The sequence below is a fragment of the Roseibium sediminicola genome (genome assembly GCF_023156505.1).
GTDB classification, from domain to species: domain Bacteria; phylum Pseudomonadota; class Alphaproteobacteria; order Rhizobiales; family Stappiaceae; genus Roseibium; species Roseibium sediminicola.
The window spans coordinates 35,603-48,619 of sequence record NZ_JALNMJ010000008.1 but is presented as its reverse complement, the minus strand read 5'-3'; the positions used below and the strand labels follow the sequence as shown (position 1 = coordinate 48,619).

Below are 13,017 nucleotides of genomic sequence, written 5' to 3'. Positions count from 1 at the left end.
GTTTTAATCCCCCCGTTAGTGGCTCACGCCGAGATAGGCATCGATGACGTCCTGGTTGGCTTGCACCTCTTCCGGCGGGCCATCGGCGATCTTCTTGCCGTAGTCGAGCACGACCACGCGATCGGAGAGATCCATCACGACGCCCATGTCATGCTCGATGAGAGCGATCGTCGTGCCGAACTCCTGGTTCACATCGACAATGAACCGGCTCATGTCTTCTTTTTCTTCCAGGTTCATGCCCGCCATCGGCTCGTCGAGCAGCAGCAGATCCGGCTCCATCGCCAGGGCCCGTCCAAGCTCCACGCGCTTCTGCAGGCCGTAGGGTAGCTTGCCGACCGGCGTCTTGCGGATCGCCTGGATTTCGAGGAAATCGATGATCTCCTCGACCTTCTTGCGATGTTCGATCTCCTCGTTCGCCGCCGGGCCGTGCCACAGGAGCTGCCAGAAGAAGTTCCTGTGCATCTTCAGGGAGCGACCGGACATGATGTTGTCGAGCGTGGTCATGCCCTTGAACAGCGCCACGTTCTGGAAGGTACGGGCGATGCCGTTGCTGGCGGCCTCGTAGGGCTTCATCTTGCGGCGGACCTTGCCCTGCCAGGTGATGGTGCCTTCCTGCGGATGGTAGAAGCCGTTGATGACATTCAGCATCGAGGTCTTGCCGGCACCGTTCGGCCCGATGATCGCCCGGATCTCGCCCTTCTGGATGTCGAAGGAGATGTCCGTGATCGCTTTCACGCCGCCGAAGGACAGCGAGACATTGTCGACCTTGAGCAGGACCTCACGCTTGGCGGTCTCGGCAGCCGGCTCCGGAGCCACCGCCTTTTCCTTTACAATGGCATTCATTCGGCGGCCTCCTGCATGCCCTTGCCGGCGTCGTAAGTGGTCATGTCCCGGATTTCGACAGTTGCCTCGATCGCGCCCTTGCGGCCGTCCTCGTAGGTCACTTCCGTGCGCACATGCTTGGAGGTCGAGCCGTCATAGAGCGCGTCGATCAGCGGTTCATACCGTTCGGCGATAAAGCTGCGACGCACCTTCTGCGTCCGGGTCAGCTCACCGTCATCGGCGTCCAGTTCCTTGTGCAGGATCAGGAAGCGCTTGATCTGCGCGCCGGCCATCATCGGCTCCTGCGCCAGGTCCCTGTTCACCTGGTCGACATGGCTTTCGATCATGCCATAGACGTCCGGATGCGCGGCGAGTTCCTGGTAGGAGGCGTAGTTGACATTGTTGCGCTCCGCCCACGAGCCGACGGCGGTCAAGTCGATGTTGATGAACACCGCCACCATGTCCCGTTCGTGACCAAAGGCGACCGCTTCCTTGATGTTCGGGAAGAACTTGAGCTTGTTCTCGATGTATTTCGGCGCAAACAGGGACCCGTCATTAAGTTTGCCGACATCCTTGGCCCGGTCGATGATCTTCAGGTGACCGTTCTCGGCGATGATGCCGGCATCGCCCGTATGCACCCAGCCATCCGGCGTCTTGGTGCTGGCGGTGGCCTCGTCGTTCTTGAAATAGCCGACAAAGACGCCCGGCGAGCGGTACATGACCTCGCCGCTCTCGGCGATCTTCAGTTCGACATCCGGGGCCGGCTTGCCGACCGTATCGCCGAAGATCTCGCCGTCGGGCTGCAGGGTGATATAGACGCTGGCTTCGGTCTGGCCGTAGAGCTGCTTCAGGTTCAGCCCGAGGGAGCGGTAGAAGCGGAAGATCTCCGGACCGATCGCCTCGCCGGCCGTGTAGCCGACCTTCATGCGGGTCAGGCCCATGCGGTTCTTCAGCGGCCCGTAGACCAGGAATTCGCCAAGGCTGTAAAGCAGCCGGTCTTTCAGGCCGACCTGTTCGCCGTTCAGGATCTTTTCGCCGACCTTGTTGGCGACACCCATGAAGTAGTCGAACATCTTGCGCTTGGTTTTGCCGGCATCCTCCATGCGCACCATGATCATGGTCAGCATGTTTTCAAAAACGCGCGGCGGCGCGAAGAAATAGGACGGTGCGATCTCGCGCCGGTCGACATCGATCGTGTCCATGCTTTCCGGGCAATTGACGCAATAGGCCGCCGTGAAGGCCTGGGCGAGCGAGAACACATGGTCGCCGATCCAGGCCATCGGCAGATAGGCGAGCACTTCCTCGGTCTCGTCGAGATGATCGAAGGCGTTGCCGTTGCGCGCCGAGATGACCAGATTGTCGAAGGACAGCATCACGCCCTTGGGACGTCCGGTGGTGCCGGACGTATAGAGCATCACGGCAATGTCCGAGCCCTTGCCGCCGGCAAAGCCCTTCTCCCATTCACCGGCGAGCGCCGGCGACTTGGCCAGCTTGTCCCGGCCGGTCTGCTGGACCGACGCATAGTCGTGCAGATGGGTGTGGTCGTAGTCCCTGAGGCCGCGCACCTCGTCATAGATGATGTGTTTCAGCGACGGCACCTCGTCGGACATGGAGAGCAGCTTGTCGACCTGCTCCTGGTCCTCGACGATGGCGAAGGTCACTTCCGCATGGCCGAGCACATAGACCATTTCCTCCGCGACGCTGTCCGCATAGACCGGCACCGGCACCGCGCCCAGCGCCTGGGCGGCGACCATGGCCCAATAAAGCCGCGGCCGGTTGGCACCGACAATCGCGATCTTGTCACCGGCCGAAAGGCCGAGCGACTGCAGTCCGATGGAAAATGCGCGGATTTCTTCCGACACCTCGGACCAGGTCCAGCTTTGCCAGATCCCGAAGTCCTTTTCCCGGAACGCCGTCCGGTCACCGAAGACTTTCGCATTGCGCAAAAGGATCTTCGGAAAGGTGTTCTCCCCGCGCGGTGAAGCGCTGGCCGACCCTACCATATGATGTTTCTTCCCTTTAGAAGGCGCCCCGGTTGTCCGGGATCGTTCCCTGAAGGCTATGAAACGCTCTGCCGGACCAACCTTCAACCCGTAAATTGTTAAAGGCGAACCGGCAGGCTGTCCCAACCCGTTAAAATCAGGCTAGGACGCCGCGTTTGCAGCAATATGTTTCAATCATGTCGAAATGTTTCAATTGCGCTGCAGGTGCGAAGGGCTTGTTGATTTCGTCAATTTTCACGCCAGCTTGAGCAACTTAGAGGCGATTGTTCCAGCCGCACTCAGTCGGCATCGATCAACACGCCGGCTAGATGCAACTGCATTTTCTATTATACATTTCAAGAAATCGACAAATCACTCTAAAAAACCAAATTAGTTCGCACCAATTTGGCTGCTCAACCCTAGAGAGTTTTCATGCCCAATCAATTAAAAGCTATAGCGTTACAATTTTACAGAGGAATTGGCGCAGAAGAGCAAATGGCAGGTCCATTTTCAGGAATAAATCTATTTATTGGCGCAAACAATGCCGGAAAATCAACTATCCTTAGCTTCATCAGGGATAGATTGCCTTATTCAAAAAGCACAAAATTAGATCAGCCTCTTGGACCCGCAGAAGAATTTAGAGGGGAGATTACTGGTAAACTGACTGCGTCTGTAGGAATCGAAGTGGAACACTTTGTATCTGAAATAAATTCAAAAATTCAACAAAATGCTTTGTCTAGAATTGGCGGAATAAGTAAAATCCAAGAAATTGCTAAAAAAATCAGCCGAAATGGCTTCATTTGGGTCAGACCAACCAAAGGCAACTACGGACTACAATACGCTACAGAAATCAACACACCAGAAGTAAAAGAATTACTACATATTAGCTTATGGCAGTTTCTTCTACAAAACACAACTAATTACAGCTCAGGCGGAAATCCAGATCAATGGGTCGAAAGAACACTTAACTCTTTCCTACAAATACAACAATTATCTTTTCCAGATGTCGCTCACATTCCAGCTGAACGCAATATAGGCGAAAGTGCGCGTGGCTTTGAAGTCCGGACAGGGAAAACTCTAATTGATGAACTGGCGCAATTGCAAAGCCCAGACCACGACCGGCGCGAAGACAGAATATTGTTCGATAAAATCAATAAATTTGTGAGTGAAGTTACCGGCAAATCAGACGCTGTGATTGAAGTCCCTCACGACCGAAATCATATTTTAGTCCACATCGATAACAAAGTTCTCCCCCTATTCCGACTCGGCACTGGCATTCAAGAAGTAATACTGATCGCGTCATTCTGCACGATTCACGACAATATGATTGTATGTATGGAAGAGCCTGAGATTCACTTACACCCAATACTACAAAGAAAACTTATTAGATATCTAAAACAGAACACAAAGAATCAATACTTCATTGCAACACATTCAGCCTCTTTTATCGACACCCCCGACGCATCAATCTTTCGCGTGCAAAATGATGGCGACCAGACAAGAATTGCTCAGTCAATCTTCCGTGGTGATAAGAAAAAGATTTGCGATGATCTAGGATATAAAGCATCTGATATCCTTCAGTCCAACGCAGTTGTTTGGGTCGAGGGTCCGTCAGATAGGATTTATATTAGGCATTGGCTTAGCGCACAGAACTCGGATCTGGTCGAAGGGATCCATTATACAATAATGTTTTATGGCGGAGCTCTGGTTAAGCATCTAGGAGGAGCCGAAATAACTTCAAAAGAAAATATAAAAGAATTTATCGATCTAAAGTTACTAAACCAGAACATGGCCATTGTTCTCGACAGTGACAAAGACTCTCCCAGAGCAAAACTCAAACCAGCGGTTGATAGAATAAATAAAGATTTTTCAGACAAAAAAGAAAACTCCATGGTCTGGATAACTAAAGGCCGGGAGGTAGAAAATTACGTTAATCCAGATGTTTTACATGATGCCTTAAAAAGAACTCACCCAACACTTTATAAAGGCCCTACTCAGTTTGGGCCGTATGACAATTCATTTCATTTTGAAAGGAACAAAGCAGATAAGGATGGTTGTAAAATTTTTAAGAAAGCTGACAAGGTAAAAGTTGCAGAACTAGTTTGCGAGAGCCCTGCTTATCTTGATGTTCTTGACCTTAAAAAGAGAATATCTGAGTTATCTGCGATGATTGAAAAAGTGAACTTGCTGTAGCTCCTTAATAGTTTCAGAAGCAAGAACTACAAATAGCTCAGTACCCATTGCAATTCCCATTGCCTGAAAAACACACTTGACCTCACCTTAACTTGAGGCCGCACCTTTCAACTCATGAGATTCTGCAGACATTTGGAGACGGAAATGGATTTGAACCAGGTCACACTCGAGGCAATGGATTTCGACGCATCGGTGGATTTTTACAAGCGCCTTGGCCTGCGTCTGATCGTTCTGAGCGAAGGCCGCTACGCACGGTTCGAACTGCCGTCCGGCTCCAGCACGCTGTCGCTGCATAAGAGCGAGCAGCCGGTTGCTCCGGGCGTAATGCTCTATTTCGAAGTCGAGGATGTCGACCGGAGCTACCGCGAGCTGGTCGAGAATGGCGTGACCTTCGACACGCCGCCAACGGAAGAAAACTGGCGCTGGAAGGAAGCCCGTTTCACCGACCCTTCGGGCAACAGGCTCTGCCTGTTTCACGCCGGGCCTGACCGACGGTTTCCACCCTGGCGGCTGGAAAAACCAACGGGAACGCCGGACTGAAACCTCAGTTTCGAAGCAACGCCGTGCTCTTGCGCACCACCAGCCAGGGTTCCAGCTGAGCGCTTGCCGCTTCCGGCGGATGGTGGCCCTTGAGCAGGCTCAACAGCAGCCTGGCAGCCTGTTCGCCGACCGCGCGGCGGGGCTGGTGGACCGTGGTCAGCGGCGGCACGAAATGGGCGGCAATGTCGATGTCGTCGAAACCGACCACCGAAACATCCTGGGGCACACGCAGGCCGGCCTCGTCCAATGCGGAGATGAAGCCGAAGGCGCACCGGTCACTGGCGCAGAACACCGCGGTCGGCCGGTCCTCAAGGGCGAGCCATGCGACGGCGGCCTTTCTGCCTGCCTGGAGCGTGTAGTCGCCTTCGAAGACCCAGGCACCTTCAGCGTCCAGACTGGCTCCCTTCAGCGTCGCCCGGAAACCGTCGCGCCGGTCCCGCCCGGGCTTGTGCGTCAAAAGGCCGGTGACATGGCCGATATTCCGATGTCCGAGGTCGAGGAGATGCGTGACCGCCAGCTCGGCGCCGTGCAGATTGTTGACGACGGCAATCGGAACATCGGGCGTGTCGCTCCACTCTCCCGCGGTGACAATCGGCGGCAAGGTCGGGTTGGACGCCCGGATCTCGGCAATCGAGAAGTGTCCGTCCAGAATGACGATGCCGTCGCAATTGTTGCGGGAGAAGAAATCGCTGAGGTTCGAGCGCGCCATGGACGGCTTGCGCGTGTCCGCGATCAGCACCTTCAGGTTCTCTTCCGCGCAGACCGTCTCGATGCCCTGCAGGATGTTGGAAAAATGCGAGTTGCCGATGTCGGGCACCAGGGCAACGATGGCGCCAGTGTCCCGGCGGCGCAGGTTACGCGCCGCGTGATTGAGCACGTAACCGGTCTTCTCAACGGCTCTGGCGACCTTGTTGCGGGTCTCCTCCGACACCCGGTCCGGGCTCGACAGCGCGCGGCTGACCGTTGCCGTTGAAACACGAGCAGCCTTGGCAACGTCCTGAACCGTTGGGTTTCTTTTTTTGAGATCCGACCTGTGCATTCTCTGAGGTTAGCCGATTAAGATCCGTCTGGAAGCATTAATCCACGCTGGAAAAAACAACAAGAATCCCATTTGCCGGTGTTGACGGGGCACCCCACCTGCGTTGCAAATCTTTTCCTTCGGGACGACCAAGAGCAAAGGAACAGAACATGCCAGACACGCTGCCGATGGATGTCTCGTCCGTCGCTCCACCCGAGAGCTTCTCGCCCCCGCTGAAGGCACTGTGGTGGCTGAAGAAAGGCGGGCTTGATCTTGGTTCGGACTGGGACAGGGCCCACAGCATTTGCCAGGAGGCGGAAGGCGAGCCGGCCCATGACTGGGTGCATGCGCTGTGCCACCTGATCGAGGGCGATCAGGGCAATGCGGCCTACTGGTTTCGGCGCGCGGGAAAATCTCCGGCTGGAACCGATCCGCAAAGGGTCTGGGACGAAATCGCCGCATCGCTGAGCTGACCGCGGACCTCCTCCATTCGGACTAACCTTCTGCAGTTCAGTCCGAAACGATTTTGAACTACTCTGCCGCCATGGAGGAGACACAACAGCTCAAGACGCAGCTTGATCTGATGCAGGCGGCGCTCGACCACATCAATCAGGGCTTTTCGGTGTTCGATGCCGACCTCAAGCTGGTCGCCTGGAACCGCGGCCTTTGGGAGATGCTCGACTTTCCGCAGACCCTGGCGCGGCGCGGCACGCATCTGGAAGCCTTTCTGCGGGTCAATGCCGAACGCGGCGAATACGGGCCCGGCGATATCGAGGGCAAGATCCAGCGCCGGCTGGCACGCGCCAAGCTGTTCGAGCCCCATTATTTCGAGCGAATCCGCCCGAACGGCCAGGTGATTGCCGTGTCCGGCACGCCACTGCCCCAGGGCGGTTTCGTGACCACCTATTCCGATGTCACGGAGGACCGGCGCCGCCAGGAGAAGCTGGAGCGCACGGTCGAGGAGCGTACGCGCGCCCTGCAACAGTCGGAAGACTGGCTGCGGCTGGTGACCGACAACATTCCCGCGCTGATCGCCTATCTCTCTCCTGGCCCGGTGTTCCGCTTCGCCAACCGCCGTTATGCCGACTGGTTCGGCCAGTCCGTGACCTCGATCGCCGGTCGTCCCGCGCCGGAAGTCGTCGGCGAGGACCTGTTCAGGGAGATCGCGCCCCATATCGAACGGGCGTTCGAGGGCAATGCCGTCAGCTACGAATATGAACGCACCCGGCCCGACGGCACGCTGGCCTATATGCGCTCGACACTTATCCCGGACATGACCAAGGACGGTCGCACGCTCGGCATCTTCGTGCTGTCGCTCGATGCCACCGACCAGAAACAGGCCGAGGCTGCGCTGGTTCAGTCCCAGCGCATGGACGCGGTCGGCAAGCTGACCGGCGGTCTTGCCCATGACTTCAACAATCTGCTCGCCATCCTCATGGGCAACCTTCTGACCCTCGGCCGGATGGAGGATCCGGTGTCCAAGGAAATCCTGGACGCAAGGCTGTCGCCGATGCTGGAAGCCACCAAGCGCGGTTCCGACCTGATCCAGCGCCTGCTCGCCTTCAGCCGCGGCAAGGCCATCGATCCGCAGACCGTGTCGCTCGCCGGGATCGTTTCCAGTGCCGGCCGCTTGCTGGACGGGTCCCTGCCTTCCTCCATCGAACTGACAGTGCGCGGTACTGATGAGACCATCGCCGCCCGCATCGACCCGACGCAGATGGAAACCGCGTTGATCAACCTTGCCTTCAACGCCCGCGATGCCATGCCGGACGGAGGCACATTGACAATCGCGCTGGACGAAACCCGCCTGGACGAGCTGGAAGCAAAAGATCTCGGAATTGCGCCGGGCGCCTACGCCCGGATCGCGGTCGGCGACACCGGCAGCGGGATGGATGCCGACACCCAGCTGAAAGTTTTCGAACCGTTCTTCACCACCAAGAGCTTCGGCACGGGTAGCGGGCTGGGCCTCTCAATGGTCTATGGGTTCATCCGTCAGTCCGGCGGCGCGATCCAGATCAGCAGCGCGCTTGGCGTTGGCACCTGGCTGACGCTTTATCTGCCGCTGGTCCGGCTCAAAGCCGTGCAATCCCCGGCAACGCAATCCGGACAGGCGGCAACGTTGAAACGTGGCCAGGGTGAGTTGCTGCTCCTCGTGGAGGATGATCCGGATGTCGCCAACACGGTCACGGACCAATTGCAGAATCTCGGCTACAGCGTGCTTCTGGCGGAAAGCGCGGAGGATGCGCGCACGCTGGCCCTGGAGCTCCCCGAGCTGCGCGGCGTCATCAGCGACATCATCATGCCGGGCCAGGTCAACGGGCTCGCGCTGGCGCGGGAAATCCGCGGCAAGCGCGGCGATCTGGGCATTGCGCTGATGTCCGGATACGCGGACTGGTCATCGTTGTCCGGCCAGGACCGGTCCTGTGAATTTCCGGTCTTGGCGAAGCCTTTCGCGGATGATCAACTGGCGGACACGCTGCAGCAGATTCTCATGAAGGACAGGTAGGAACCCTTGCAGACACATGCAGTCCCATCCCCGAGACGCAAGGTTTTCATCGTCGACGACGAGCCGGAGATCGGTAACCTGCTGCTGGACGCCATGCTGCAATTCGACATGGAGGGCAAGGTGTTTTCAACGGCCCGGCAAATGCTGACGGCGCTGGAGCTTGAAACACCCGACGCCTGCATTGTCGATCTCGGCCTGCCCGACATGGAAGGCATGGCGCTCATCAATGAAATCCGGCGCCGGTCTTCCGTACCCATCATCGTGCTGTCGGCGCGTGGCCATTCCACGGACCGGGTCATGGGGCTGGAACTGGGCGCCGACGACTATGTGGTCAAGCCGTTCGATCCGCGCGAGGTTGTTGCCCGCATCCGCTCCATCCTGCGCCGCGCCTCCGAGCAGGCTCCGGTGCAAGCGCGTGAGGACCTTGCCCGGTTTGAGGGCTGGACCTACCAGCCGTCGTCCCACTGCCTGACCTCGCCAGAAGGCGAGGAGACGTTTCTCTCGACCGGTGAAGCCACGCTCCTGGAAGCCCTTTTGCGCGCGCCTAAGCGTGTTCTGACCCGCGACTATCTCCTGGAACATGGCGGCCGGGACGAAAGCCTCGACCGGTCTATCGACGTACGCGTCTCTCGCCTGCGAAAGAAGCTCACCCGCAAGGGCGAACCGGAAGTCATTCGCACCATCTATGGCTCGGGTTACATGTTCGCGACCGGCGTCAGCTGGAGCGGATGACGTCGCTCATGTGCTTCAGCGCTTTCTGAAAGTTTCCATGAACTCCGCGCCGGTCATCTGATTGGTGTCGTTGGCGAAGGCATAGCAGTCCGGCTTCTGGTCTATGAAAAATTCGGTCAGAAACGGCAGTCCGGTCTGATCGTCGAACAGGCCGAGCGGGATGCCGTGCAAGCCGCTGCCCTTGGGATGGAAATAGAGGCTGGATCCGCAGTTGCCGCAAAAGCCGCGCTCGAAGCCTTCAGATGACTGATAGCGTTTGACCGGCCCCTGGAATTCCGCATGGTCACACGGTACCGCCATGAACGGACCGCCAACCCATTTCCGGCACATCGCGCAGTGACAGGCCTGCAGGCGCGGCCGCGCCTCTGCCGAGAAAGTCGCTTGACCGCACAAACAGCTTCCGGTTCGTCTCATTTGCTTCTCTGCACGTCGCAACGTCTCTTCAGTTCTATCCGGGATCAGCATATGCCGACCGTCAGCCAAAAACAAAACGGGGGGCTTTTGCCCCCCGTTTGCCGATTGCTTGTTTTCCCGGATCAGAAGCTCAGGGAAATGTCCCTGTGATCCGACAGACAGCCGGCGACATCGAGCGCCATGTCCGTCGGCAGACGGTCCTGCGCACGCAGGCCGATATTGTTGATCACCGCCGCGTCATAGGCCTCCAACTGCGGCAGGATTTCCTCCGCGCCCTTGCGGCGCCAGGCGAGATCGGCGTCCAGAGCGGCGATCGACTTGTCGATCTCCGCGATTGCCTCGTCCGCGTTCGGCGTCTTGCTGCGCATGATCTTGCGGGCTTCACTGAGGCCGTCGCGGATATCGCTGGTGCCTTCGGCATCGCCGACCTTGGACCGCATGTCGGCAATTGCATCGACAGCCGCGTCCGGCTCAAGCTGGGCGACCTGTTCCTTCAGAGCCTCCAGTTCCGGCTTGAAGCTGGCGACGAGATCCGCATCCCCCAGGATTGCCTTCAGCTCGAGCACCGGCTCATAGGCCTGATCGACCGTCCGGCGATACGAAAGCCGCGCGGTGTTTTCCGCTTTCTGGATCTTGGCGAAGGTCTGGTAGGTGTCCTTCCACGTGTCCGGGATCTGAGCCAGGATCGCATCATGTTGCGCCGTCAGCTCGTCGATGCGTGCCTGGGCGCGCGCCCCCTGCTCCGCCGTGAAGACCGCGCCCTCGCCGGACCGGTCGACGATGACTTGCAGTTCTTCGATCCGTTCGTCGAGACGGCGGGCATCCCGCTCAAGAGCGCGAACGTCCACATGGACCGGCCTGTAGTCGACCGCCGCAGCCTCGACCGCTTTTTCGGCATCCTTGATCGCCTGCATCTGGGGCAAAGCCTCGCGGGCTTTTTCAAAGCCGCCGGCCATGTCTTTCTGCAGATCTTTCGGCAGGTAGCTCATGTCAATCGCCTCGGCCTTACCGATGGCCGACAGGATGCTGTCGCTGTTCGCCTGGAAGTCCGCGTAGACAAGCTCTTCCATGCAGTATTGCAGGCGCGGGTTCTTCGGCGGCGGCGCGGTTTCCGACAGCAGAGAGGACCGGTTCGGCAGATAGTTCACCAGCTGCGGATAGAGGCCGACAATGCCGAGGGCCACCAGCTGCAGACAGATAAACGCGATCACGCCCTTGTACATGTCGATGGTCTTGACCACAGCCGGTGCGACACCGCGCAGGTAGAACAGCGCGAATCCGAAGGGCGGCGTCAGGAACGAGGTCTGGATGTTCAGGCCGATCATCACACCGAGCCACACCGCGGTCACGTTGGCGGACGGGTCCGCCAGCAGGATTGGCGCAACGATCGGTACCACCACCACGGCAATTTCAATGAAGTCCAGGAAGAAACCTAGAACGAAGATCACCAGCATGACGATCAGGAACTGGGCCCAGAACCCGCCCGGCAGACCTTGCAGGAAGTTCTTGACCAGCTCCTCGCCGCCGAAGGCGCGGAAGGCCGACGTCAGCATCGCTGCGCCGAGCAGGATGATGAACACCAGCGCGGTCGTCTTGGCGGTTTCCACCATGACGCCGCGCAGGGTGTTTTCCAGCGTCAGCGTGCGCCAACCGGACCAGAAAATGGCGATCAGCAGCAGCGACACGGCGATCAGTGCCAGGATCAGAGCCACAAGATCGTCGCTGGTCTGGATCAGCTTGATGTTGACCGAGCCGAAGAAACTGATGACGACCGCCAGGCCGAGCAGCGCCAGGATCGCAATGATCGCGGGCGAATAGGCGCCACGCTTGCCATCGCGCAACCGGTAGCCGGCCATCACCATGGCACCGACGGCACCGATGGCGCCGGCCTGGTTGACCGTCGCAACGCCGGCAATAATCGAACCGAGCACCAGGAAGATCAGCGCCAGCGGCGGCACAAGAGTGATCACCACCTTGAGCGCGAACTTCCGGGTGAATGTGCCTTCTTCATGAACGGCCGGCGCGGATTTCGGATTGAGCAGCGCGAAGCCGAGAATGAACAGCATATAGAGGCCGACCAGGACAATGCCCGGCAGGAAGGCCCCGAGGAACATTTCGCCTGCGCTGGTCGAGACAACGGAGAAATCCGAGGGCATCGACAATTCGCCGGTATTGGCCTTGTAGAGCGTCTGGCGTAGGGAGCCGGCCTGGTCGACGGCACTGGCCAGCTGGTCGGCCAGGATGATCAGCACGATCGACGGCGGAATGATCTGACCGAGCGTGCCGGAAGCAGCAATCGTGCCGGTTGCCAGGGGCACCGAGTATTTGTTGCGCAGCATGGCCGGCAGCGAGATCAGGCCCATGGCCACCACGGTGGCGCCGACAATGCCGGTGGTTGCCGCAAGCAGCGCGCCCACGAACACCACCGAGATACCAAGGCCGCCCGGCACCGGGCCGAACAGCCGCGCCATGGTCACCAGCAGGTCTTCGGCGATCTTGGACCGCTGCAGCATGATGCCCATGAAGACGAAGAGCGGGATGGCGATCAGCGTATCTCGCTCCGCCTCCCAGTAGATGCCCCGGAAGTTGGTCACCCCGGCGCTGAGCCATTGGCTCGGCCCGCCATGGGAGAAGAAGGCGTCCGGGTCACCGGCAAAGAGATAGCCGGAGCCGGCGGCGATGCCGATGGTCAGAATAGCGGACCCCGGCAGCGCGAAGGCCACCGGAAAGCCTGAGCCGAGCGCGAACGCCATCAGCATCACAAGAAGAAGAAGGAAAAAGAGTTCCATGTCCGTTGGTCTCGTCAGGCT

The 13,017-nt window shown here is 58.5% G+C and carries 10 protein-coding genes; 5 read left to right on the top strand and 5 right to left on the bottom strand.

Features of this window, described 5'->3' with window-relative positions; all coding sequences use genetic code 11:
- Nucleotides 1–15 precede the first annotated feature (15 nt).
- Both M0H32_RS12950 and M0H32_RS12945 read right to left on the bottom strand, forming a co-directional pair.
- A complete protein-coding gene (locus M0H32_RS12950; RefSeq protein WP_248154591.1) occupies nt 16–843 on the bottom strand; it encodes an ABC transporter ATP-binding protein in 828 nt (275 codons plus the stop codon).
- Nucleotides 840–2,825 carry an AMP-binding protein gene (locus M0H32_RS12945; RefSeq protein WP_248154589.1) on the bottom strand — a complete coding sequence of 662 codons (1,986 nt, stop codon included), beginning with the start codon at nt 2,823–2,825 and terminating at the stop codon, nt 840–842. Before M0H32_RS12945 ends, M0H32_RS12950 begins: the two co-directional genes overlap by 4 nt.
- Before the next feature lie 411 nt (nt 2,826–3,236).
- Here M0H32_RS12945 and M0H32_RS12940 point away from each other — a divergent pair, with 411 nt between their 5' ends.
- Both M0H32_RS12940 and M0H32_RS12935 read left to right on the top strand, forming a co-directional pair.
- Nucleotides 3,237–4,997: an AAA family ATPase gene (locus M0H32_RS12940; protein ID WP_248154587.1), complete on the top strand. Its 1,761-nt coding sequence runs from the start codon at nt 3,237–3,239 to the stop codon at nt 4,995–4,997.
- A 144-nt stretch (nt 4,998–5,141) separates the two neighbouring features.
- Nucleotides 5,142–5,537, top strand: coding sequence for a VOC family protein (locus M0H32_RS12935; RefSeq protein WP_248154585.1), 396 nt, complete (start codon nt 5,142–5,144; stop codon nt 5,535–5,537).
- 4 nt (nt 5,538–5,541) lie between these two features.
- Here the strand turns inward: M0H32_RS12935 and M0H32_RS12930 are convergent, their stop codons facing one another.
- On the bottom strand, nt 5,542–6,576 hold the full coding sequence (locus tag M0H32_RS12930; RefSeq protein ID WP_248154583.1) for a LacI family DNA-binding transcriptional regulator: 1,035 nt from the start codon (nt 6,574–6,576) through the stop codon (nt 5,542–5,544).
- Between the two features lie 149 nt (nt 6,577–6,725).
- On the opposite strand from M0H32_RS12930, the gene M0H32_RS12925 reads away from it, so the two are divergent.
- The 3 genes from M0H32_RS12925 to M0H32_RS12915 are packed head-to-tail and all read left to right on the top strand — an operon-like array spanning nt 6,726 to nt 9,793.
- Nucleotides 6,726–7,028 (top strand): hypothetical protein, encoded by a 303-nt coding sequence (locus M0H32_RS12925; RefSeq protein ID WP_248154581.1) that lies wholly within the window; start codon nt 6,726–6,728, stop codon nt 7,026–7,028.
- 53 nt (nt 7,029–7,081) lie between these two features.
- Nucleotides 7,082–9,061: a PAS-domain containing protein gene (locus tag M0H32_RS12920; protein ID WP_248154579.1), complete on the top strand. Its 1,980-nt coding sequence runs from the start codon at nt 7,082–7,084 to the stop codon at nt 9,059–9,061.
- 6 nt (nt 9,062–9,067) lie between these two features.
- The gene (locus M0H32_RS12915) at nt 9,068–9,793 is read left to right on the top strand and encodes a response regulator transcription factor (protein ID WP_248154577.1); all 726 of its coding nucleotides are present in this window, start codon (nt 9,068–9,070) and stop codon (nt 9,791–9,793) included.
- Nucleotides 9,794–9,808: 15 nt separating this feature from the next.
- Here M0H32_RS12915 and M0H32_RS12910 read toward each other — a convergent pair whose 3' ends face one another.
- Together M0H32_RS12910 and M0H32_RS12905 are read right to left on the bottom strand one after the other, a co-directional pair.
- Nucleotides 9,809–10,207 carry a GFA family protein gene (locus M0H32_RS12910; RefSeq protein ID WP_282449365.1) on the bottom strand — a complete coding sequence of 133 codons (399 nt, stop codon included), beginning with the start codon at nt 10,205–10,207 and terminating at the stop codon, nt 9,809–9,811.
- A gap of 122 nt (nt 10,208–10,329) precedes the next feature.
- Nucleotides 10,330–12,996, bottom strand: a complete 2,667-nt coding sequence (locus tag M0H32_RS12905) for a TRAP transporter large permease (RefSeq protein ID WP_248154573.1) — start codon at nt 12,994–12,996, stop codon at nt 10,330–10,332.
- Nucleotides 12,997–13,017 lie beyond the last annotated feature (21 nt).

Excerpts from the sequence above, each read along its gene's own strand:
- M0H32_RS12950 (WP_248154591.1), bottom strand. The coding sequence starts at position 843 with ATGAATGCCATTGTAAAGGAAAAGGCGGTGGCTCCGGAGCCGGCTGCC.
- M0H32_RS12945 (WP_248154589.1), bottom strand. The coding sequence starts at position 2,825 with ATGGTAGGGTCGGCCAGCGCTTCACCGCGCGGGGAGAACACCTTTCCG.
- M0H32_RS12940 (WP_248154587.1), top strand. The coding sequence starts at position 3,237 with ATGCCCAATCAATTAAAAGCTATAGCGTTACAATTTTACAGAGGAATT.
- M0H32_RS12935 (WP_248154585.1), top strand. The coding sequence starts at position 5,142 with ATGGATTTGAACCAGGTCACACTCGAGGCAATGGATTTCGACGCATCG.
- M0H32_RS12930 (WP_248154583.1), bottom strand. The coding sequence starts at position 6,576 with ATGCACAGGTCGGATCTCAAAAAAAGAAACCCAACGGTTCAGGACGTT.
- M0H32_RS12925 (WP_248154581.1), top strand. The coding sequence starts at position 6,726 with ATGCCAGACACGCTGCCGATGGATGTCTCGTCCGTCGCTCCACCCGAG.
- M0H32_RS12910 (WP_282449365.1), bottom strand. The coding sequence starts at position 10,207 with ATGAGACGAACCGGAAGCTGTTTGTGCGGTCAAGCGACTTTCTCGGCA.
- M0H32_RS12905 (WP_248154573.1), bottom strand. The coding sequence starts at position 12,996 with ATGGAACTCTTTTTCCTTCTTCTTCTTGTGATGCTGATGGCGTTCGCG.